The organism is Nitratireductor sp. J20-h4, from assembly GCF_056780505.1.
This window is the reverse complement of record NZ_CM165557.1, coordinates 406,771-429,734: the sequence shown is the minus strand read 5'-3', so window position 1 is coordinate 429,734 and position 22,964 is coordinate 406,771. Positions and strand designations below refer to the sequence as shown.

The window sequence follows — 22,964 nt, the reverse complement described above, 5'->3', positions numbered from 1 at the left end:
TCCGGCAAGGTCGAGTGCAACGTAGAAAGCCGTATGCTGCACTGCAAGGAAAAATGTGCCCCACAATTGACGCTGTAGGCCGCCGGCTCTAGAGCCTGTGCGGTCCCTCCGCGCAGAACTGGCTTCAGTTGGGCGCCCGAACGGAAGAAAGACATGTCAGAAAAAGCCGCGACCGCGAACGATCCTGCCGCCGAAATCCTCGCGGAAGCGGTGAAAAGCAAGGCCTGGCCCTTCGAGGAAGCCCGCAAGGTCATCGCGCGCTACGAAAAAACCGGTTTTCCCGACACGGTGCTGTTTGAGACCGGCTACGGCCCTTCCGGCCTGCCGCATATCGGCACGTTCGGCGAGGTCGCGCGCACGACCATGGTGCGCCATGCCTTTCACGTCCTGACCGAGGGCAAGGTGAAGACCCGGCTGCTGTGCTTTTCCGACGACATGGACGGCATGCGCAAGATCCCGGACAACGTGCCCGACCCCAAGGCGCTGGAACCGCATCTGCACAAGCCGCTGACCGTCGTGCCCAACCCGTTTGGCGGCGACCACGAGAGCTTCGGCCATCACAACAACGCCATGCTGCGCCGGTTCCTCGATACGTTCGGCTTCGACTACGATTTCGCCAGCGCGACCGACTATTACAAATCCGGCCGCTTCGACGCGGTGCTGCAGCGCGTGGCCGAACGCTACCAGGCGATCATGGACATCATGCTGCCGACTTTGGGCGAGGAGCGCCGCGCCACCTATTCGCCCTTCCTGCCGATTTCGCGCAAGACCGGCCGGGTGCTCTACGTGCCGATGAAGGCCGTCGATGCCGATGCCGGCACGATCACCTATCTCGACGAGGACGGCGAGGAGGTAACGCACGGCATTACAGGCGGGCAGGTCAAGCTGCAGTGGAAGCCGGATTTCGGCGCGCGCTGGGCCGCGCTCGGCGTCGATTTCGAGATGTTCGGCAAGGACCACGGCCCGAACATGCCGGTCTATGACCGCATCTGCTCAGCGCTCGGCGGCCGGCCGCCCGAACATTTCGTCTACGAACTGTTTCTCGACGAGAACGGCGAGAAGATTTCCAAGTCGAAGGGCAACGGGTTGACCATCGACGAATGGCTGACCTACGCGCCGACGGAGAGCCTGGCGCTCTACATGTTCCAGAAGCCGAGGACGGCCAAGCGACTTTATTTCGACGTCATTCCGCGCGCCGTCGACGAATATTACCAGTTCCTGTCGGCCTATCCGCGCCAGGACTGGGCGGCGCGGCTGTCGAACCCGGTCTGGCATATTCATAGCGGCGCGCCGCCGGCGATCGACCTGCCGGTGCCGTTCGCCATGCTGCTCAACCTGGTCAGCGCCTCCAACGCGCACGACAAGGCCGTGCTGTGGGGCTACATCTCCCGCTACGCGCCAGGCGTAACACCCGAGACCCATCCCGAACTCGACCGGCTGGTCGGCTATGCGATCCGCTATTTCGACGATTTCGTGAAACCGGCGAAGACGTTCCGCGCGCCGGACGCGGTCGAGCGCGCGGCGCTGGCCGGCATGGCCGACAAGCTCGCCACGCTGCCGCCGGACGCCGACAGCGCAACGATCCAGAACGCGCTCCTGGACGTGGCGCGCGGCATTGAGCGTTACCAGGACCACGCCAAGAAAAGCCCGAGCGGCGGGCCCGGCGTGTCGGGTGCGTTTTTCCAGATGATCTACCAGGTGCTGATCGGCCAGGAGCGCGGTCCGCGCTTCGGCTCGTTCGTGGCCCTTTACGGCATCGAGGAAACCCGCGCGATGATCGCGCGCACCCTGGCCTCAGCCGCCGAGGCCTGAGGCGGCTTCGTCCGCCGGCAGGATCGAGACCGGCGGCGCGTCCGCGACCGGCGCCGGGCCGACGCCTCCATCGGCGAAGATGCCGCGTTTATTGTCGATCGCCCGGCGTTGCGCGTCGGCGTAGGGGCCGTTTCCGGCCGCCATCGCCCAGCCGTTTTCGACCAGCCAGGCGCCGAGATCGCGCTCGCCGAGCCGGCATGAGGCCAGGCGCACCGCGCCGCCCCCGTCGCCGGCCGGATCGCAGGCGACCGTGCGCCCGCGCAGGAAGGCGCGCAACGCGGTGCGGGCACGCATGCCACACGGCCAATCGCCGCCGTCCCGGCCCCGACAGCGACGCTCGGGCTCGATGATGTCGATGCCGGCAAGCACCACCGTCACGCCGCCGGCCTCGAGCCGGCCGGCGGCCGTGACCAGCGGACGCGCCAGCGTCCAGTCGGTCTCCCCGGTCAGCGGCCCGGGCGGACGGGCCGGACCGATCTCGCTCAGCGGCGCGCGCGGCGCGACGCGCTCAATCTCTTCGGGATCGATCGCCGGCGGCGCGACGATGTCGGGCGCGATCGTGCGCGCGGCTCGCGCAGGCGCCGCATCCGGCTGGGCGAAGACCACCGGTACGGCCCCCAGCAGCAGGCCAAGCAGGGAGACGAAACGAAGGGCCCGCATCGACCCGCTACTGGCTCGCCCACACGATCCGGGCGATCCACTCGATCTCGCCCACCGCCAGCGTGCGGTCTTCATGGTCCGGGTTGAGGGAGCGCAGTTCGACATGCCGCGTCGTCTGGCGGGCCAGCACCTTGGCCATCACCTCGCCGGCGACGGTCTTGACCACGACGCGGTCGCCGCGCCTGACGCTCGCTCCCGGCTCGACGATCAGCACGTCGCCGTTGCGATAAAGCGGCAGCATGGAATCGCCCTGGACGCCGAGCGCATAGGCGCCCTCGCGCGCGCCGGCCGGAATGTCGACCAGCTCCCAGCCCTGTCCGGCCGGGAAACCGGCATCGTCGAAGAACCCGCCGGCGCCGGCCTGGGCAAAACCGAGCAGCGGCACGGTCGAGCGTTGCACCGGCAGCGCGTCACGGGCATCCGTCACGCCACGGCCAACCAGAGCCACGAATTCGTCCAGCGAGGCGCCGGTGGCCTGCATGATCTTGGCAAGCGATTCGGTCGACGGCCAGCGCGGACGGCCATCCGCCGAACTGCGCTTGGACTTGTTGAAGGCGGTCGAATCCAGCCCGGCCCGCTTGGCCAGGCCGGAGACCGACAGCGAATGGCGCTCGGCCAGCGCGTCGATCGCAGCCCACACGCGTTCATGCGAGAGCATGATGCACTCCTCGCGGAAACACAGGAAAAAATACCTTTTGTCGGGTTTTAAAGCCCAGCGCCGCCGCTGTCCAGTGCCAAGACCGCTCCAGACCGCGCCGGCCGGATCGACGCTTCAAGCCACAGCGTCCGTCAGCCCGCGGTAAACGGCGCCCGTCCCGTCTCCAGCGCCAGCGCCAGGTCCTCGATCCGGTCCTGGCCCCAGAACACCTCGCCGTTGAGCACATAGGCAGGCACGCCGATCGCGTCGGCGGCGACGGCATCGGCCGTGTTTTGCGCGCGCTCGGCCTTGACCGCATCGCCCTGGGCGGCGTGCAGCACGTCGGCGGCGTCATGGCCCTCGGCCTCCAGATAGCGGGCGAGCGTGTCGGCGTCGGCGACGTTTTCCTCGTTTGCCCAGACACCGGCAAAGACGCGCCCCATGAAGCCGGTCGGATCGGCCTGACGCTGAAGCAGCGCGATCACCACATGGTCGGCGAGGGCGGGATCGGCGGGAAAGAATTTCGGCTTCAGATTGATCGGCAGGTCGCGCCGGAACGCCGCGCGCTGCAGTTCGAGCAGGCGGTAGCGCTGGCGGGTGGGCGAGCGCTGGGCCAGCGGCACCGAGCCCGAGACCCCCCACAGTCCGGGAAGCAGAACCGGCTTATAGTGGATGGAGGCGCCATGTTTCTTGACCAAGTCGACCATGGCCTGGTGGCCGAGATAGACATAGGGCGACACGGCGGTGAAATAATAGTCGATAATGGCGGACATGGCTGGCTGCTCTCCGGGATGCTGACCGGCACAGTAGTGAGCGCGCGCGTGCCGCGAAAGCCCGCAGCGATCACATTCGCGAGGGAGCGGCGCGGGGGCTTGCCCACCCCGCGTCACGCGGCGTCACCGGCGGCTCAGCGCAGTGATTTGGCGAGCGCCCGCAGGCGTCCGTGCGAGCCCATGAATTCGGCTTCCGCGGCATTGGGCGCACGCGGTCTCACCCGCGCGCCGAGCGCCTGGACGACCTCGTCGATCGCCAGGAAACGCCGGTTGGGAACGTCGTAAACGCCGGCCGTCGTCATGATCAGCGCCGCCGTCTCGCCGTTTTCGAGCACGAAGCGGTGGCGGCCGATCACCTGGGTGCCCTCCCAGGTCTCGATCGAGGACAGAACGTCGAACCGCCGCCACAGCCTGATCTCGCGCACATAGACCGACTGCACGCCGCCCATCATCGGCGCCCATTTGTTGCGCCGCGCCAGACCCAGAAGCCCGGCGCGCAGGAACAAATCGATACGGCCGAGATCGGCCAGCATCATGTAGCGGGCATTGTTCAAATGGATATTGGAATCGATGTCGGACGGCAGGCAGCGGAAGGAGAGCCTGCTTTCCTCGCCGAGCCGGTACGCGCCGCGCGATTTCGAGGTCAGCGCGACCCGCAGCAATCGTCCCCACACATACATGGAATGCTCCTTTCCCCCTCCCCATCAACGGGAAGAAGGGCCCCGAAGGGGCGCAGCAGGACCGGCGACGCGCCGGTCCTGCCTCTGTCTGGCTTGTCCTTTCCGTGCCTGCGGCGCGGAAAGGAGCGCCGTCGTCAGGCCGCCTTTTGCCGGCGATCCGCGTAAGGGTCGAAGCGCTGGTAGAAGCTCTCGTCCTTGGCGGCCATGTCGACCAGCACTTTAGGCAGCTTGAACTGCGGGCCGTATTTCTTCTGAAGCTGCTTGGCGAGCTTGACGAACGCGGCCGAGCCCATGCCGTCGATATAAGACAGCGCCCCGCCAGTATAGGGCGCGAAGCCGAAGGCCAGGATCGAGCCGACATCGGCCTCGCGCGGATCGGTGACGATACCCTCGCCCATCACCCGGGCGGCTTCGAGCGCAATGGTGACGAGGAAGCGCTGCTTGAGCACCTCGACGTCGATCTCTTCCGGCGCCTTTTGCGGATAAAGATCCTTCAGGCCCGGCCACAGATGCTTTTTCGCCGGCTTGGCCGGATAGTCGTAAAAGCCCTTGCCGTTCTTGCGGCCGTGGCGGCCATGGGTGTCGACCATGGTGTTGATCAGCGCGAACTGCTCCTGGTCGACCGCCTTTTCGCCGAGATCGCGGATCGTCTGTTTCATGATCTTCTGGGCGAGATCGATCGCGGTCTCGTCGGTCAGCGCCAGCGGGCCGACCGGCATGCCGGCCATCTTGGCGGCGTTTTCGATCATCGGTGCCGGCACGCCCTCGATCAACATCTGATAGGCCTCCGACATGTAGCGCAGCACGCAGCGATTGACGTAGAAGCCGCGCGTGTCGTTGACCACGATCGGCGTCTTGCGGATCGCACGCACATAGTCGATCGCCACCGCCAGCGCCTCGTCGCCGGTCTTCTTGCCTAGGATGATCTCGACCAGCATCATGCGGTCGACCGGCGAGAAGAAATGGATGCCGATGAAATTCTTCGGCCGCTTGGAATTCTTGGCCAGGCCGGTGATCGGGATCGTCGAGGTGTTGGAGGCGAAGGTCGCCGAGGCGGCGAGCACGGCTTCCGATTTCTCGGTGACCCCCTTCTTGATGTCGGAATCCTCGAACACGGCCTCAATCACCAGTTCACAGCCGTCGAGCTGGCCGTAATCGTCGGCCGGGGTGATCAGCGACAGGAGCTTTTCCTTGTCCTCGGCCGTGGCGCGGCCCTTCTTGATCAACCCGTCCATCAGGCCGGCGGAATGGTCCCTGCCCTTTTCGGCCGACGGCATGCCGCGGTCGAGGAGCACGACCGGAATGCCGGCCTTGGCGGTGACATAGGCAATGCCGGCGCCCATGAAGCCGGCGCCGATCACGCCGATCTTGGTGAATTTGGTCGGGGCCACGCCCTCGGGACGGCGTGCGCCCTTGTTGAGTTCCTGCAGCGACACGAACAGCGAGCGGATCATCATCGCCGCTTCGGTGGTCTGCAGGATTTCGGTGAAATAGCGCTGCTCGATGGTCAGCCCGGTCTCGAAGGGCACCAAAAGCCCCTCATAGACGCATTTCAGGATCGCCGCGGCGGCCGGATAGTTGTTGTAGGTCTCGCGGCGCAGGATGGCGATCGCCGGCGGCCACAGATTGGCGCCCGCGGCCGAATAGACCGGCCCGCCCGGCAGCTTGAAGCCCTTCTCGTCCCAGGGCTGGACCGGCTTGAGCCCGTTGCTGATCATTGCCTTGGCGGCGTCGACCAGCTTGGCCGGCTCGGCGATCTCGTGGATCAGGTTCATGCCCTTGGCCTTTTTCGGCGACAGGGCAGCACCCGTGGTCAGCATCTGCAAAGCCTGCTGCCCGTCGGTCAGGCGCGGCACGCGCTGGGTGCCGCCGGCGCCGGGGAAGAGCCCGACCTTGACCTCGGGCAGGCCCATCTTGACCTTGTCGCCATCGGCGGCGACCCGGCCGTGGCAGGCGAGCGACAATTCGAACGCGCCGCCCATGCAGATGCCGTTGATCGCCGAGACCCATGGCTTGCCGCAGGTCTCGATCTTGCGGAACAGCCAGCTCATGCGGCCGGCGCCCTCAAACAGCATCTTGATCGCCGCCTCGTGGTCGCGGACCTCCGCCTCTTTGAAGACCTTGAGCATTTTCTGCAGCATGGTCAGGTCGGCGCCGCCGGAGAAGGCTTCCTTGCCGGAGGTGATCACCACGCCCTTGACCGCCTCGTCGGCGACGATCTGGTCGGTGATGCGGTCGAGTTCGTCCATCACCTCCTCGGTGAAGACGTTCATCGAGCGGTCGGGCATATCCCAGGTGACGAGCGCGATGCCGTCGCTGTCGGTTTCGACCGTGAAATTCGTGTAGGCCATGTTAGGATTTCTCCCTTTCGAAATCTCTATGCGTCGCAGGTGGCGCGGGCTTGTCGCCGGAGGGGCCGGGGCTGAGACGTCGGCGATCTGTCCGCCGTTTCGCCCGTTCGACCGTTCCGGCGCCCGTTGCCTCTCCTTTCGGAGAGGACCGAGGCCGTCACACCCGCTCGATGATGGTCGCCGTGCCCATGCCGGCACCGATGCACAAGGTCACCAGAGCCGTGTTGAGGTCCCGTCGCTCGAGCTCGTCGAGCACCGTGCCGAAGATCATCGCGCCTGTCGCGCCGAGCGGATGGCCCATGGCGATCGCCCCGCCATTGACGTTGATCTTGTCGTGCGGGATGTCGAAGGCCTGCATGTAGCGCAGCACGACCGAGGCGAAAGCCTCGTTGAGCTCGAACAGATCGATGTCGTCGATCGTCATCTTCGCCTTCTTCAAAAGCTTCTCGGTGACGTCGACCGGTCCGGTGAGCATGATCGCCGGTTCCGAGCCGATATTGGTGAAGGCCCTGATCCTGGCGCGCGGCGTCAGGCCCATGGTCTTGCCGGCCTTTTTGGAGCCGAGCAGGACGGCGGCCGAGCCATCGACGATGCCCGACGAATTGCCGGCGTGGTGAACGTGGTTGACGCTCTCGATCTCGGGGTAACGCTGCACGGCAACGGCGTCGAAGCCGCCCATCTCGCCCGGCATGACGAAGGAGGGATTGAGCGAGGCCAGCGACTGCATGTCCGTGCCCGGGCGCATATGCTCATCATGGTCGAGAATGGTCAGCCCGTTCTGGTCCTTGATCGGGATCACCGAGCCCTTGAAGCGACCGTCCTTCCAGGCAGCGTCGGCGCGCTTCTGGCTCTCGACCGCGTAGGCGTCGACGTCGTCGCGCGAAAAACCGTATTTGGTGGCGATCAGGTCGGCCGACACGCCCTGCGGCATGAAATAGGACGGCAGGCCCACCGACGGGTCCATGAACCAGGCGCCGCCCGACATGCCCATGCCGACGCGGCTCATCGATTCCACGCCGCCGGCGATCACGATTTCGTCGGAGCCGCCGGCGATCTTGGCCGCGCCGAAATTGATCGCGTCGAGGCCGGACGCGCAAAAGCGCGAGATCTGCATGCCCGGCGCCTCGGTCGCGTAGCGGGCCTCGAAGGCCGCCGCGCGCGGGATCACCGAACCGGCCTCGCCGACGGGATCGACGCAGCCGAAAATGATGTCGTCCACCTTGGACGTGTCGAGCCCGTTACGGTCGCGCACCGCCTCCAGCGTGCGGGCGGCCAGGCGCACCGCAGGCACTTCGTGCAGGGCTCCGTCCTTCTTGCCGCGGCCGCGCGGCGTCCTCACGGCGTCGTAGACATATGCATCAGCCATTGGATGTCTCCTTTTTCCGGCGGGTGCGCCCAAAAGGCGGCCGCGCAGGGGTCGTGTCTTTGGTTCTGCTCATTGCCCGGACGGCATCAGCGCCTCGGGCGCCTGCCAGCCGGGGAGTTCCTTCAATCCTTGCAGCCAGCGGTCGATGGCGGGATAGTCGCTCCAGTCCGCCCCGATCTCTTCTGGCCAGAAGAGATAGCCGCACAGCGACAGATCGGCGATCGTCGGCCGGTCGGCGGCAACCCAGTCGCGACCGCGCAGATGGGTTTCCAGGACGTTCCAGGCGTCCTTGGCGCGGGCATAGATAAACTCCGCGGTCGGATCGCCGGCCTTGCCGCGATAGTGGCGCATGAAGCGCTCGGTCGCGGTGTAGCTGGTCAATTTGTGGTTGTCGAACAGCACCCAGCGCAGGATCTCGAACTCCTCGGCCTCGGTCTCGTGGCCGAATTTTTGGAAATGGCGCGCCAGGTAGATCAGGATCGCGCCCGACTGGGACAGCGTGAAATCGCCGTCGGCGCGGTGATGGACCAGAACCGGCGCCTCGCCCATGACGTTGAGGGCGCGGTAATCCGCGCCGCGGGTCTCGCCCTTGAAGAAGCCGATGCCCTTGGCCTGCCAGTCGGCGCCGCACAGTTCAAGCATCAGCGCGGTCTTGTAGGCGTTACCGCTCTCGGCGAAACAATGCAGGGTAAACTCGCTCATCCAGATGCCGTCTCCTTTGGGATGTCTCCGCCAAACGGCGTCAGCTTGGTGCTGGACACCGCGCGCGCCGCCAGAATACCGTCCTTGTCGAACAGCTCCGCCTCGACGAACGCCACGTTGCGACCGGCCCGGACGATACGCGCCTCGACCTCGGTGCGGCCATAGGCGACGGGACGGAAAAAATGGGTGTGGATGTCGATCGATGCCTGGGCATTCTTCATGTCCATGCTGATGAAGGCGTTGAAACCCATCGCGTCGTCCATCATGGCGACCAGGAAACCGCCCTGGATCACGCCGCCGAAATTGATCACGTCGCGCGGCGGATCGAACGAGACCCTGAGGGTCGCCGCCTCGCGGTCCCACGACACCACATCCATGCCCAGCCAGCGTGCGGTGGCCGGCGCCTGGTCGGCGGAAAAGCCCGGTACGATCGCCGCGCCCATCCTCAAAGGCTCCTGCCGATCAAGAGCTTCATGATCTCGTTGGTGCCGCCATAGATGCGCTGCACGCGCGCGTCGCGATACATGCGCGCGATCGGGTATTCGTTCATGTAGCCGTAGCCGCCATGAAGCTGCAGACATTCGTCCACGACCTTGCCTTGCAGGTCGGAGAGCCAGTACTTGGCCATCGACGCCGTCACCGGATCGAGCCCGCCATCGACATGGCGGGCGACGCAATCATTGTAGAAGACGCGGCCGATCGTAACCTCGGTCTTCAACTCGGCCAGCTTGAACTGCGTGTTCTGGAAGTCAATCACCTTGCGGCCGAACGCGCCGCGCTCCTTGACGTAATCGATTGTCAGCGCCAGCGCGCGCTCGGCCATGGCGATCGCCGAGCCGCCGATCTGCAGGCGCTCCTGCGGCAATTGCTGCATGAGTTGGACGAAACCCTGGCCTTCCTCGTGGCCGAGCAGGTTGGCCGTCGGCACGCGCATGTCGTTGAAGAACAGTTCGGACGTGTCGTTCGACTTCAGGCCGATCTTGTCGAGGTTGCGGCCGCGCTCGAACCCCTCGACCTCGTCGGTCTCGACCACGATCAGCGACGTGCCCTTGGCGCCCTTGTCGGGATCCGTCTTGGCGACGACGATGATCAAATTGGCGAGCTGGCCGTTGGTGATGAAGGTCTTGGAGCCGTTGATGCGATAGTGGTTGCCGTCCTTTTCGGCGCGCGTCTTGACGCCCTGAAGGTCGGAGCCCGCACCCGGCTCGGTCATGGCGATGGCGCCGATCAGCTCGCCGCTCGCCATTTTCGGCAGCCATTTCTTCTTCTGCTCTTCCGAGCCGTAATGGGCGATATAGGGGGCGACGATCGAATTGTGCAGCGCGATGCCGAACCCGTCGACGCCGACATGGCTGATCGCCTCGATAATCGCGCTCTCATGGGCGTAGGTGCCGCCCGCGCCGCCGTAGTCTTCCGGCATGGAGGCGCACAACAGGCCGTTGGCGCCGGCCTTTTCCCAGCTTGCGCGATCGACGATCTCGGCCTTTTCGAACGCCTCGTAATGCGGCGCGATTTCGGCCTCAAGGAACTTGGTCGCCATGTCGTAGAGCATGGTGACCTCCTCGTCCGCCCAGGCGGGTTTCGGGAGAGCGAGGACGGTTGCCGGATCGGTGGCCATGGACGACTCCTCTTTCGTTATTGCCTATAGCAAATTCGTTCAAACCTGAACAGAGCAGGTCGCCGCCGGTCGTCAGAAAGCCTCCGCGTCGAGCGCCATCATGGAATCGGCGCCGGCCGAAATGCGCGCGAGATGGGCAGCCGATTCAGGCATGACGCGCTCCATGAAATAGCGCGCCGTCACCAGCTTGTTCTCGCAGAACGCCGTCGCGCCGTCCGCGCCCGCAGCCAGCTTGTCCTGCGCGGACTTGGCCATCAGCCCCCACATGTAGCCGAGTGCGACCAGCCCGAAGAGATGCATGTAGTCGCTCGAGGCCGCGCCCGCATTGTCGGGCTTCTGCATGGCGTTCTGCATCAGCCACATGGTGGCCGCCTGCAGGTCGTTCAAGCCCTTTTTCAGCGCCTTGGTCAGCGGTGCCATCTGTTCGTCGGAGCGGTTTTCCTCGCAGAAATCGCCAACTTCCTTGAAGAAGGCCTGGACCGCGCGGCCGCCGTTCTGCGGCAGCTTGCGGCCGACCAGGTCGAGGGCCTGAATGCCGTTAGCGCCCTCGTAGATCATGGTGATGCGGGCATCGCGCACGAACTGGCTCATGCCGTGTTCTTCGATATAGCCATGGCCGCCGAAAACCTGCTGGGCCATGACGGCGTGCTCGAAGCCCTTGTCGGTCAGCACGCCCTTGATGACCGGCGTCATCAGGCTCATGTGGTCGTCGGCCGCCTGGCGCTCCTTTTCGTCGCCCGAACGGTGCGCCACGTCCGATTTGAGCGCCGTCCAAAGCACCAGCGCGCGGCCGGCCTCGTTGATCGCCCTCATCGTCATCAGATTGCGGCGGATGTCGGGATGAACGATGATCGGATCGGCCTTCTTGTCCTTGGCCTTGGCCCCGGACAGGGCGCGGCCCTGAATGCGCTCGCGGGCATAGGCGGCCGCATTCTGATAGGCGATCTCGGACACCGACAGGCCCTGCATGCCGACGCCGAGACGGGCCTCGTTCATCATCACGAACATCGCCTTGAGGCCGCCATTCTCCTCGCCGATCAGATAACCCGTCGCCTCGTCGTAATTCATCACGCAGGTCGAGTTGCCGTGAATGCCCATCTTTTCCTCGATGGAGCCGCAGGTGACGGCGTTGCGTTCCCCGGCATTGCCATCGGCATCAAGCTTGAATTTGGGCACGATGAACAGCGAAATGCCCTTGACCCCTTCCGGCGCGCCCTCGATGCGGGCCAGCACCAGATGGATGATGTTGTCGGCCATGTCGTGCTCGCCGGCCGAGATGAAGATCTTCTGGCCGGAAATCTTGTAGGAGCCGTCACCGTCGGGAACCGCCTTTGTGCGCAGCAGGCCCAGATCGGTACCGCAATGCGGTTCGGTCAGGTTCATGGTCCCCGTCCACAGACCCTCGACCATCTTCGGCACATAGGTCTGTTTCTGCTCGTCGGTGCCGTGGACCAGGATCGCGGCGATCGCGCCCTGGGTGAGGCCCGGATACATCATCAGCGCCATATTGGCCGACGACATATATTCGCCGACCGCGGAATGGACCGTATAGGGCAGGCCCTGGCCGCCATAGTCGGCCGGCGTGGCCAGGCCCATCCAGCCGCCCTCGCGATACTGGTCGTACGCGTCCTTGAATCCCTCGGGCGTCCTGACCGAGCCGTCCTCGGCGCGCACGCAACCCTGTTCGTCGCCGACACGGTTGAGCGGATGCATGACGTTTTCGGCCAGTTTCGCGCCCTCGGCGAGGATCGCCTCGAGAACGTCAGGCGTGGCGTCGGAAAATCCGGGAAGATTGGAATAGCGCTCGTAACCGAGCACATCCTTCAAAACGAACAGCGTATCTTCGACGGGCGCGCGATAGGTCGGCATGATTTCCTCCGGCAAAAGCTGACCGCGCGCCGACAGGCCGGCGCGCGGCACCGATTTCGGAGACAAGCCGTATCAAACTTTGACGTTTGCGTAAACGTCAATTTTTGCCGCTGCGTCGAAATGTGCGATCGTGGCTGCGCCTCAGGAGGCTGCGGCCGACACGGTCCGCTGCGAGAGCCGGTCGCGCACCATGTCGGCGACGGTCTCGAGCTGCGTGATCGCCTCGCTGATCGCCGCGCGCTGTTTTTGAAGGCGTGCGAGCTGCTTTTCCGATTTTTCCAGCGTTACCTTGAGCTGCTTTGCATTGCTGCCCGACGGATCGTAGAGATCGAGCATCTGCTTGATCTCGCGCAGCGAGAAGCCCACCTGACGGCCAAGCAGGATCAGCCTCAATCGCGCGCTTTCGCGCCGCGAATAAAGCCGCGCGCTGCCGTCGCGGCGCGGGCTCAGCAGCCCCTTGTCCTCGTAGAAACGCAATGTGCGCAACGATACGCCAAAATTCCTGGCCAGATCGCCGATGCGCGCATAGCCGTCCGGGGGCTCGGCGAACGCCTCGGAGGCATTGGCCATCGCTTCGATGGCTGAGACGGTCTTCATCATGTGCAGGTTCCAAAAAGCGTGTGACCGGCGGCAGAGCGAAAACGCATCGTTCGCCAATCATTCCCGTCAGCTTTGTCGCTGGGTTGGCCGCGCAATCGCGAATCATGCCATCGGCGACCCGATTGTGCAGTGCACCTAGTGTTCAGCCGGGGAATTTCAATTCAAGTTTGACGACAAACTGTTTCAATCCTTGACGGAGAAGCCCCCTTCTCCGGCAAATACGGGCAAGGCTCAGCACTTTGGTAAGTTTGGTTAACGCCTTGTTTACCACGTGTGGGGAATTGTTCGGCTGTCGATTTTCCGTGGTTATTCTGTTTCGCGTTCTTCACGGCGATGCGCACCGGGGTTGATGGCACATTGCCCGCGCAGCCGGCCCGCAAGCGGCCAGCCTTTGTGATCAGCCCGACGGTGCACCCTGTTGTCAAACCGGGCACCCGCCCGTGATGCCAAACCCGAACGGACGCCTTGATGAGCAGCCATCGTTCCTATCTCGAGTCCCTCAATGCCGGGCGCCAAAGGCGGCCTCGCACGTCGATCGAGGATCTCAGTCAAACACTCGATGATCTCGAAAGCCGCTTCGGCAGACACCGCGACGGGGCGGGCGAACGCGGTCTGCAGTCCGAAGGCATCGGCACCGGCTCGCGCCGGGATCGGCGCCTGGCCGCGGGAACGTCGCTGGAACGCGCGCTCTCGGAGCAAGAACGCCCGATGCGCGAGGATGTCCGGCTCAGGCCCTATCCCTGGGAACGGTCGCGAACACGGCTCGACGACGACGGCCACGGCGAAAGCGCCGACCGCGCCCTGGCCGGCGACCTGAAGGCGCTGCGCCGGGAATTGCACCAGCAGATCGCTGCCGATCTGCACCAGGAATTCGCCGCGCTGCGTCATAAGATCGACGGCGTCGCCGCGCAGCGCGGCCCGCTGGCCGACAGCCAGGCGCTGCACGCGGAGCTGGAACGCCTCTCCGAAACGATCCAGTCGGCCGCCGAACGCAGCGGCGATCGCGGCATCGGCCTGCTGCGGCTCGAGCTGGAACAGGTGCGCCAATCGCTCTCGGAACTGGCACGCGAGGACACGGTCCGCTCGCTGGACCAGAGATGGGAGCAATTGCACGACCGCGCGGCCGGAGGCGCATCCGATCCCGAGATCCGCGTCCTGTCCGACCGGCTCGAACAGATCAGCGCGGCGGTCGGAAACTTGCCCGATTCGCTGTCGCTGCGCTCGCTGGAAGACAAGGTGCGTTCGCTCGCCACGGCCCTGGAACATTTCGCCGCCCAGACGACGCACCCCGACACCGCCCTGATCGACAAGCTCGAGGACCGGCTCGACGAGATCTCGCGCGCGATCGCGGCATCGTCCGGCAGTCAGCCCGTCGACCACGCGCCCCTGGATCGTATCGAGGCCCGCATTTCGGCGCTGGCCGAACTGCTTGAGGATGTCGCCAGCGAGGCGCCCGGCGACAAGCTCTTGCAGCGCATGGAAGCGCTGTCCAGGCGCGTCGAAGACGTTGCCAGCCGCGTCGCGATGCCAGAACGGGCGATCGAGCACCTGACCGCCCAGGTCGCCAGCATCGCCGCCAAGCTGGATGACGGCGCCGGCCATGCTGGCGGCGAGGAGATCGTCGACGGCCTGGAACGGCGCCTGTCGGAAATGGCGGCCTTCATCGACGAGCGGCAGGGGCACTCGCAGGCCGAGAGCAAATCGCTGTTCAAGGAGCTCGACCGGCGGCTGGAGGATCTGCACGCGCAGATCGCCGACCAAAGCACCGCGGCACCGGTCACCGATCCGCAATTGCTGCGTGCCCTCGACGAGAAATTCGCCGACCTGAACGACCGCATCGAAAGCCGGGCGGTGGTGCAGCCTCAACTCGCGGCCGATCTGGAACGCCGGTTATCTGAAATCTCCGAGCGCCTTGACCTGTCGAGCCAGCGCAGTTCCGAGATCGATTCCGATCTCATTCGCAGCCTGGAAAGCCAGGTTGCCGACCTGACCGCGCATCTGTCCCGGCCGGCCAAGCCGAGCGACGATCTCGGGGCGCTGTCGCCGCGCCTGGATGACATCGAACGTTCCTTGAGCGAGCAGCGCGACATGATCGTCGCGGCGGCGCGCGAAGCGGCCGAAAACGCCGTCCGGTCACTCGACACCGCCGGTATCGCCGACGAGGACGCGACCCTGCTCGCCGGCGACCTGAAAACGCTCGAAGGGTTGATGCGCAAATCCGACGAACGCAATTCGCGGACTTTCGAGGCGATCCACGACACGCTCCTGAAAGTGGTCGACCGGCTCGGCACCCTGGAAACCAGACAAGGCCAGCCGGCCGTCAAGGCCAAGCTACCGGTCGCCAGTGCCCCGTCGATCGCGCCCGAGGACGTCGCAGACGCCCTGGAGCCGAGACTGCCCGAGCCGGCGCTGTCCGGCGATTTCGCGCCCGAGCCACTCGCCGCCAGCCGCTCGCCGGCGGAGGCGGCCGCCGCCGCCGCGAAGGCGGCCGTCAGCGCCGTCGTCGACGACGAGCCAACCCCCGCACCGGCCAAGGCGTCGATGCTGGGCGGTTTGGCGCGCGCGCTGACGGGAAAGAAGGGCAAAGACAAGGACGACGCTCCGCGCAAGGACAAGGCCGAACCCAGCCTGTCGGCGCCGCTGGAGAACGCCGAGCCGCTCGACCCCGAAGCCGTCGACCGTCCGCTCGAACCCGGTTCGGGTGCGCCCAATCTGAACGCGATCATGAAACGCGTCAGGACCGAACGCGCCCAGGCGGCTTCCGGCCGCGACCCGGGCGCGGCCAAGGCCGATTTCATCGCCGCCGCCCGGCGCGCCGCCCAGGCGGCCGCCGCGGAGGCTGACTCCTTCAAGCGCGATTCCGACAAGGGCAAGAAATCCCGCAAGTTGAGCGGCGCCGAGTTTCTGCGCGCCAAGCGCAAGCCGATCCTGATGGCGGCCGCCGCGATCATGATGGCGCTGGCCGGCCTGCAACTCGGCAAGGCCTTTATCGGCGGCTCGCAGGACATCGCCGGCGGCGACATCGATGCTCCCGTCGAGCAGCCCTTGGTGGCGAGCGCGCCGATGCTGGAGACCGACGGGGCCCCGGCGGAGGAGACCGGAACCGAGCCGGTGCGCATGATCGGCGATCCGGCCGATATGGCGCGTGAGGCGGACGCGGAGATGGAGCCGCGAACCGGCGAGGATACCGACACCGCCGCGCTGGCGCCGGACATGGTCACGGCCACGGCGGAGCCCGAACAGGCAATGCCGGACGCTGTCGACCTCGCAGCCGAGCCCGACCTTCAGCCAACCGAGGCGGCGGCCACACGCTTTGCGCCGGTGCCTGACGAAGCGGGACCGCTGCCGCTGCGCGAGGCCGCGCAAGACGGCGACGCGCGCGCCATGTTCGAAATCGGCAACCGTTACCAGCAGGGCCGCGGCACCGACGCCGACATGGCCAAGGCCGCGCAGTGGTACGAGCGTTCGGCGGAGCTCGGGCTGGCCCCGGCCCAGTACCGGATCGGCAATCTTTACGAAAAAGGCGTCGGCGTGGAGCGCGACCTCGCCAAGGCCAAGACCTGGTACCAGTTGGCCGCCGACCAGGGCAATGCCAGCGCCATGCACAATCTGGCGGTGCTGTTCGCCATGGGCGGCGACGGACCGCGCGACAATGATTCCGCGGCGCGCTGGTTCATGAAAGCGGCCGAGCTCGGCGTTAAGGACAGCCAGTTCAATCTCGGCATCCTGGCCGCCAAGGGCCTCGGCGTGCCGCAAAATCTGGAAGAATCCTACAAATGGTTCGCGCTGGTCGCGGAGGCCGGCGACAAGGATGCGGCGACCAAACGTGACGAAGTCGCCAAGGCGCTGCGGCCGGAACAGCTTGCCAAGGCGCGCGCGGCCACCGAACTGTGGAAGCCCAAGCCGGTCGTGGAGGAAGCCAACACAATCGACATTCCCGAATCCTGGCGCGAGAGCGAGACCGTAACCGCCGCCGTCGACGTCAAGCAGGCGATCCGGGCGGTCCAGGACATCCTCAACAAGCGCGGCTTCAATGCCGGGCCGGCCGACGGCATCATGGGCGCCAGGACACAGACCGCGATCGCCGCCTACCAGGCCGAACAGGGCATGGAGCCGACCGGGAAGATCGACGAGGCGCTGGTGCGCTCGCTGCTCGAAAAGGACTGAGCCGTCCGGCTCCCCGACCGTTCTCGGCGACACCGAAACGCATTTCCCGTCTTCCGTCCTCGCCGGCAGCGCGATTTGCCGTTTGGCTGGCGGTGCGGCGTTTGACATGGCCTCAATGTCGGCGCAAGAACACCTTAAGCTTCCTACGATAATGTAAGAGCCAAATCAGGCTCTTGTCTCAGGTAGATCGGTCGAGTTCGTCGCGTGGGCATTTATCTTCCCATCGCTGAAATGTCAGTCAATATCTTCGTGCTCCTGACCATGGGCGCGGCGGTCGGATTTTTGTCCGGGCTGTTCGGCGTGGGCGGCGGCTTCCTGATCACGCCGCTTCTGATCTTTTACAACATCCCGCCCGCGATCGCGGTCGCCACCGGCGCCAACCAGGTCGTGGCCTCGTCGTTTTCCGGCGCGCTGGCGCATTTCAAGCGCGGCACGCTGGACATGAAGCTTGGAACGGTGCTGTTGGCCGGCGGCATCGTCGGCTCGACGCTAGGCATCTACGTCTTTTCGCTGCTGCGGCAGATGGGACAGCTCGACCTGTTGGTGTCGCTGCTCTACGTCGTCCTGCTGGGCACGGTCGGCGGCATGATGTTTGTCGAGAGCGTCAACGCCATCCGCAACGCACGGCGCGGCGTCAACCCGAACCTTAAAAGGCCGGGCCAGCACAACTGGATCCACCGGTTGCCGCTGAAGATGCGCTTTCGCGCCTCGAAATTGTTCGTCAGCATCATTCCGGTGCTGGTGCTCGGCGCGGCGATCGGATTCCTGGCCTCGATCATGGGCGTGGGCGGCGGCTTCATCATGGTGCCGGCGATGATCTATCTCTTGAAGGTGCCGACCAATGTCGTCATCGGCACGTCGCTGTTCCAGATCGTGGTCGTGTCGGCCTACACCACCATCGTCCACGCCACCACCAACCAGACGGTCGACATCATTCTGGCCATGGCGCTGATGGTGGGCGGCGTCGCCGGCGCACAATACGGCGCCAAGGCCGGGCAAAAACTGCGCGGCGAGCAGTTGCGTGCCCTGCTTGCCTCGCTGGTGCTCGCCGTCGCGCTCCGTCTGGCCTACGACCTGTTCGTGCGCCCGCCCAACCTGTATTCGCTGTCGGCGCTGGGGGCCTTGTAATGCTCGTGGGCAGCGCGTCCCTCCCCGCCATGGCCGTGCTTTCGCTTTTCCTGGCGGTGGCCGGCGCGCAGGCGCAGGGCCCGGTGACGCGTGCGGAACCGGAGCCGCCGGCGAATGTGGAAAGCATCCAGATCGGCCTGTCCACGGACAGGATTTCGATCACCTCGGATTTTTCCGGCGCCGACCTGACGATCTTCGGCGCGCTCGACAATGCCGATCCCCTGATCAACAGGCAGGGACGCTACGACGTCATCGTCGTGCTGGAAGGGCCGGCCCGCCCGGTCATGGTCCGGCGCAAGCAGCGCATTCTCGGCGTGTGGATGAACACCCAGTCCGAGATATTCGTGAATGTGCCGGTTTCCTATTCGGTCGCTACGACGCGGGTTCCGCAGGACATCACCGACCCGATCAACTATCGCCAGCTCGCGCTCGGCGCAGACAACATCTACATCGAACCGCTCGACAAGGACGTCGACACGGCCACCGTCAAGGAGTTCGAGGCCGCGCTCAGGCAGTTGAAGAAGACGACGGGGCTTTATTCGGAACGCATCGGCGGCGTGCAGTTCCTCACCCAGAGCCTGTTTCGCGCGACGCTGACGCTCGCCCCCAACGTGCCGGTGGGCACCCACAAGGCACGCGCCTTCCTGTTCCGCAACGGCATCTTCATCAAGGAAAACTCCGCCCAGCTCGTCATCGTGAAAGCCGGCTTCGAGCAGAGCGTGTTCCGCCTGGCACATGAATACAGCCTGTTTTACGGGATTTTCGCTGCGGTTCTGGCAGTATTCACCGGCTGGCTGGGGCGTATCGTCTTCCGGCGCGACTGACGTTCACCCGACAGGAGGCCAACGCCTGCAATGTCCGATCCAGACGAGCAGCCGGCACCGCCGCCCCGCAATTTCCGCGTCCTGTCCGCACTCGTTCTGGCGCCATTCCTCGTGCTTGCCCTTTGGCTTGCGGGGATCGCCGACGACCATCCCTGGCGCGGCCCGACCATCGATCTCCTGAAAGCCTATGCGGCGCTGATGCTGTGTTTCGTCGGCGGCATGCGCTGGGGGGCCGCGGCGCAGACCGCGCACGACCAGGCGGCCGCACCGGGCGACCTGGCGGCCGGTGTGCTGGCGCTGCTCGTCGGCTTGGCGCTTTGGTTCGTGGCCGCGCCGCACGGCTTCGCGCTGTTTGCCGTCGCGTTCGCCGCGCAGGGCGCCTGGGACGCGTTTGCCGCGCATGAAAGCAGCACGCCCGCCTGGTTCGCCCGCGCCCGGCTTGTCGCGACGGTGCTGACCGTCGGCGCCATGGTGGTCGCCTTTCTGGCGAGCGCATAGAAGCGCCGCCGGCCTATCCCGGACGCAGCACGGCGCCCGCGATCGGATAGACACGGTCGGCCCCCAGCATGTAGGCGCGCAGGCGCGCCGGCTCGAACAGATCCCACAGCACCCGCTCGCGCAGGTTCAGCATGCCGGTGAAGGCGCCGAAGGCCGGCATTACCAGCCGCCGCCCGTCGGTGGCGAAACAGCGCCGTCGCACCGAGCGCCCGCGCCGCACGATCCGCGCACCGGGGTGGAGATGGCCGGCGACCTCGCCGGCCGCGTCGCCGCGGGTCGGCTCGTGGCGAAACACCAGCTGCCCGACGGCGATTTCGCGCACCGTCGATCCGGGCAGGCCGGCGGGCGGTTCCGGATCGTGATTGCCCGCGACCCAGAACCAGTCGCGACCGTCCATCAGTGCCAGCAATCGCGCCCGGAACGGGTCTGGCATGCGTTCGGCGCCCCAGCCGTCGTGAAAACTGTCGCCCAGGCTGATGACGATCTCGGGCCTGTGCTCCTCGACGACCGTGGCCAGCAGCGCCAGCGTGGCGGCCGAATCGTAAGGCGGCATCATCGTTCCGCGCCGGGCCAGCGCCGAGCCCTTTTCCAGATGCAGGTCCGAGACCACCAGCAGGCGGTGGTCGGGCAAGAACAGCGCCCCACGATGGTCGAGCAACGCCGCCTCGCCGTTCAGGTCGGCGAGCCGGGTCGCCTCCGGTGGCCTGACTGCGAGGTTCATGTCGGTCCCATCGCTTCCTCGATCAAATCGCCGGCGGCCTCCGACAACAACACGTCGTTGGCCTCGCCCGCTACCGGCTCGCGCCCGATCTCCAGCATGACCGGTACGGCGAGCGGCGAAATGCGCTCCAGATGCTTATGCACGATTCGCCCGCGAATCCGCGACAGCATTTCGCCAAGCCTATGGATGTCGAGCAGGCCGGCGGCGGCATCGGCGCGGGTCGCGCGCAACAGGATGTGGTCGGGCTCGTGGGCGCGCAGGACATCGTAGATCAAGTCCGCCGAGACGGTCACCTGGCGGCCGGACTTCTCCTGGCCGGGATAGCGTTTCTCGATCAGGCCGGCGATCACCGCGCAAGCGCGGAACGTGCGTTTCAACAGCCAGCTCTCGGCCAGCCAGGCTTCGAGGTCGTCGCCCAGCATGTCTTCGTCGAACAGTTCGGTCAGCGACAGGCGTCCCGTCCCGATCATGGAGCCCATGTCGCGCAGGCCCCAGATCGCCAGCGCGTACTCGCTGGCGACGAAGCCGAGCGGCTGGGCGCGGGCGCGCTCCAGCCGGCGCGTCAGCAGCATGCTGAGCGTCTGGTGCGCCAGCCGTCCCTCGAAGGGATAGACGATCATGTAGTGGCGGTCGCCGCGCGGAAAGGTTTCCACCAGCAGATCGCGGCGCTTCGGCAGCACCGATTTGTCGCGCTGCAGGCGCAGCCAGTCCGCAACCTGCGCCGGCAAGGCCTGCCAGCGCGCCGGATCGGCAATAATGCCGCGCACCTGATCGGCGAGATAGCTCGACAGCGGAAACTTGCCGCCGGCATAGGAGGGAACCATCGCGTCGTTGCCGGCGGCGTTGGACACATAGGCCTCGTTCTCGCGGATGCCCTCGAAACGCAGCACCTTGCCGGAAAACATGAACGTGTCGCCGGGGCTCAGCGTCTCCAGGAAATATTCCTCGACCTTGCCGAGCACCGGTCCGCCGCGCGAGGCGGTGCCACGACCGGCGCGCACATAACGCACATTGAGCATCGGCGCCTCGATGATCGTGCCGACATTCAGCCTGTATTGCTGGGCGACGCGCGGATGGCTGATGCGCCACAGCCCGTCCTTGGTACGGCGAATGCGCGCATAGCGCTCGTAGCTTTTGAGCGCGTAGCCTCCGGTGGCGACGAAATCGATCACCTTGTCGAACGTGGCGCGGTCGAGCGCGGCATAGGGCGCGGCGGTTCGGATTTCCTCAAACAGCGCGTCGGCCGAAAACGGCGCCGCGCAGGCCGCGCCCAGCACGTGCTGGGCAAGAACGTCAAGCGTGCCGTCGAGCAAAGGGGGCGTGTCCTGGGCGCCGATATAATTGGCCTCGAGAGCGGCGCGGCATTCCATCACCTCGAAGCGGTTGGCCGGCACGAGGATGGCGCGGCTCGGCTCGTCCATGCGATGGTTGGAGCGACCGATGCGCTGGGCGAGCCGGCTGGCGCCCTTGGGTGCGCCGACATGCACGACCAGGTCGACATCGCCCCAGTCGATGCCGAGATCGAGGGTCGAGGTCGCGACGATGGCGCGCAGGGCGTTGTCTGCCATCGCCTTTTCCACCTTGCGGCGCTGGCCGACGTCGAGCGATCCGTGATGCAGCGCGATCGGCAGGCTGTCCTCGTTCACGCGCCACAGTTCCTGAAACAGGATTTCGGCCTGGCTGCGCGTGTTAACGAATAGGAGCGTGGTGTTGTGACGGCGGATCGCCTGGTAAAGCTCGGGCACGGCGTAGCGGGCCGAGTGGCCGGCCCAGGGTACGCGCTCGTCGGAGGCGAGAATGGTGATCTCAGGCTTGGCCCCGCCCTCGACCACGATGCGATCGGCCATGCGGCCGGGCGGCTGCTGCGGCACCAGCCAGCGCCGGAGCGCGTCTGGGTCGGCGACCGTCGCCGACAGGCCGATGGTCTGCAGCTCCGGCGCGAGCCGGCGCAGCCGCGCCAACCCAAGCGACAACAGATGACCGCGCTTGGAAACGACCAGCGAATGCAGTTCGTCGAAAACCACGAAACGCAGTCCGGCGAAGAAACGTTCAGCATCCGCCGACGCGATCAACAGCGCCAGTTGTTCTGGCGTGGTCAGCAGGATGTCGGGCGGAACGTGTTTCTGGCGCTGCCGCTTGTGGGTGGGCGTGTCGCCGGTGCGTGTCTCGATGGCGATCGGTAGCCCCATCTCGGCGACCGGCTTGCCCAGATTGCGTTCGATGTCGACGGCAAGCGCCTTGAGCGGCGAGATGTAAAGCGTGTGCACGCCGCGAAAGGTCGCCCCGGGCTTGCGCGGCGCACGGGCGGCGAGTTCGGTCAGGCTGGGCAGGAAGCCGGCCAGCGTCTTGCCCGCGCCGGTGGGCGCGATCAGTAGAACCGAGGCGCCGCGCTGGGTACGGGCCAGAAGCTCGATCTGGTGCGCGCGCGGCGACCAGCCCCGTTCGGCGAACCAGCGCAGGAAGGGGTCGGGCAGGCGCGCGGCGGTCTCGCCGTCGAAAAGGCCGATCTGTTCGCTCACACGGCAGAACTAAACCAGAACGAAGCGGTCGCCAAGCGG

Annotated in this window: 18 protein-coding genes; 5 read left to right on the top strand and 13 right to left on the bottom strand. The window is 65.9% G+C overall.

Features of this window, described 5'->3' with window-relative positions; translation table 11 throughout:
* Positions 1–153: 153 nt before the first annotated feature.
* Positions 154–1,812, top strand: coding sequence for a lysine--tRNA ligase (locus ACT2B0_RS02095; protein WP_473460900.1), 1,659 nt, complete (start codon positions 154–156; stop codon positions 1,810–1,812).
* Here ACT2B0_RS02095 and ACT2B0_RS02090 read toward each other — a convergent pair.
* The 11 genes from ACT2B0_RS02090 to ACT2B0_RS02040 form a co-directional block, all read right to left on the bottom strand.
* Complete coding sequence (locus ACT2B0_RS02090; RefSeq protein ID WP_473460898.1) at positions 1,795–2,472, bottom strand: thermonuclease family protein; 678 nt, start codon at positions 2,470–2,472, stop codon at positions 1,795–1,797. The genes ACT2B0_RS02095 and ACT2B0_RS02090 overlap by 18 nt on opposite strands.
* 7 nt (positions 2,473–2,479) lie before the next feature.
* Positions 2,480–3,130 carry a S24 family peptidase gene (locus ACT2B0_RS02085; RefSeq protein ID WP_473460896.1) on the bottom strand — a complete coding sequence of 217 codons (651 nt, stop codon included), beginning with the start codon at positions 3,128–3,130 and terminating at the stop codon, positions 2,480–2,482.
* Between the two features lie 131 nt (positions 3,131–3,261).
* Positions 3,262–3,882 carry a 2-hydroxychromene-2-carboxylate isomerase gene (locus tag ACT2B0_RS02080; RefSeq protein WP_473460894.1) on the bottom strand — a complete coding sequence of 207 codons (621 nt, stop codon included), beginning with the start codon at positions 3,880–3,882 and terminating at the stop codon, positions 3,262–3,264.
* Between the two features lie 134 nt (positions 3,883–4,016).
* Positions 4,017–4,562 carry a thioesterase family protein gene (locus ACT2B0_RS02075; protein ID WP_473460892.1) on the bottom strand — a complete coding sequence of 182 codons (546 nt, stop codon included), beginning with the start codon at positions 4,560–4,562 and terminating at the stop codon, positions 4,017–4,019.
* A 134-nt stretch (positions 4,563–4,696) separates the two neighbouring features.
* Positions 4,697–6,913, bottom strand: a complete 2,217-nt coding sequence (locus tag ACT2B0_RS02070) for a 3-hydroxyacyl-CoA dehydrogenase NAD-binding domain-containing protein (protein WP_473460890.1) — start codon at positions 6,911–6,913, stop codon at positions 4,697–4,699.
* Positions 6,914–7,070: 157 nt separating this feature from the next.
* Positions 7,071–8,279: an acetyl-CoA C-acetyltransferase gene (locus ACT2B0_RS02065; protein ID WP_473460889.1), complete on the bottom strand. Its 1,209-nt coding sequence runs from the start codon at positions 8,277–8,279 to the stop codon at positions 7,071–7,073.
* A 69-nt stretch (positions 8,280–8,348) separates the two neighbouring features.
* Positions 8,349–8,981 carry a glutathione S-transferase family protein gene (locus tag ACT2B0_RS02060; RefSeq protein ID WP_473460887.1) on the bottom strand — a complete coding sequence of 211 codons (633 nt, stop codon included), beginning with the start codon at positions 8,979–8,981 and terminating at the stop codon, positions 8,349–8,351.
* On the bottom strand, positions 8,978–9,424 hold the full coding sequence (locus tag ACT2B0_RS02055; protein ID WP_473460885.1) for a PaaI family thioesterase: 447 nt from the start codon (positions 9,422–9,424) through the stop codon (positions 8,978–8,980). The genes ACT2B0_RS02060 and ACT2B0_RS02055 overlap by 4 nt, the downstream gene beginning before the upstream one ends.
* Before the next feature lie 2 nt (positions 9,425–9,426).
* Positions 9,427–10,599 carry an acyl-CoA dehydrogenase family protein gene (locus ACT2B0_RS02050; RefSeq protein ID WP_473460884.1) on the bottom strand — a complete coding sequence of 391 codons (1,173 nt, stop codon included), beginning with the start codon at positions 10,597–10,599 and terminating at the stop codon, positions 9,427–9,429.
* Positions 10,600–10,671: 72 nt separating this feature from the next.
* On the bottom strand, positions 10,672–12,468 hold the full coding sequence (locus ACT2B0_RS02045; RefSeq protein WP_473460882.1) for an acyl-CoA dehydrogenase C-terminal domain-containing protein: 1,797 nt from the start codon (positions 12,466–12,468) through the stop codon (positions 10,672–10,674).
* A gap of 141 nt (positions 12,469–12,609) precedes the next feature.
* Positions 12,610–13,065: a MerR family transcriptional regulator gene (locus ACT2B0_RS02040; RefSeq protein ID WP_473466201.1), complete on the bottom strand. Its 456-nt coding sequence runs from the start codon at positions 13,063–13,065 to the stop codon at positions 12,610–12,612.
* Positions 13,066–13,536: 471 nt separating this feature from the next.
* Between ACT2B0_RS02040 and ACT2B0_RS02035 the strand changes: the two genes are divergently transcribed.
* From ACT2B0_RS02035 to ACT2B0_RS02020, 4 genes are all read left to right on the top strand, one after another.
* Positions 13,537–17,235 (top strand): peptidoglycan-binding protein, encoded by a 3,699-nt coding sequence (locus tag ACT2B0_RS02035; protein ID WP_473460880.1) that lies wholly within the window; start codon positions 13,537–13,539, stop codon positions 17,233–17,235.
* Between the two features lie 204 nt (positions 17,236–17,439).
* A complete protein-coding gene (locus ACT2B0_RS02030) occupies positions 17,440–18,363 on the top strand; it encodes a sulfite exporter TauE/SafE family protein (protein WP_473460878.1) in 924 nt (307 codons plus the stop codon).
* Positions 18,363–19,187 (top strand): TIGR02186 family protein, encoded by an 825-nt coding sequence (locus ACT2B0_RS02025; protein ID WP_473460877.1) that lies wholly within the window; start codon positions 18,363–18,365, stop codon positions 19,185–19,187. The genes ACT2B0_RS02030 and ACT2B0_RS02025 overlap by 1 nt, the downstream gene beginning before the upstream one ends.
* A gap of 30 nt (positions 19,188–19,217) precedes the next feature.
* Positions 19,218–19,685, top strand: coding sequence for a DUF3429 family protein (locus ACT2B0_RS02020; protein ID WP_473460876.1), 468 nt, complete (start codon positions 19,218–19,220; stop codon positions 19,683–19,685).
* A gap of 13 nt (positions 19,686–19,698) precedes the next feature.
* Here ACT2B0_RS02020 and pdeM read toward each other — a convergent pair whose 3' ends face one another.
* Positions 19,699–20,406 (bottom strand): ligase-associated DNA damage response endonuclease PdeM, encoded by a 708-nt coding sequence (gene pdeM / locus ACT2B0_RS02015; protein WP_473460874.1) that lies wholly within the window; start codon positions 20,404–20,406, stop codon positions 19,699–19,701.
* A complete protein-coding gene (locus tag ACT2B0_RS02010; RefSeq protein WP_473460872.1) occupies positions 20,403–22,925 on the bottom strand; it encodes a ligase-associated DNA damage response DEXH box helicase in 2,523 nt (840 codons plus the stop codon). Before ACT2B0_RS02010 ends, pdeM begins: the two co-directional genes overlap by 4 nt.
* Positions 22,926–22,964 lie beyond the last annotated feature (39 nt).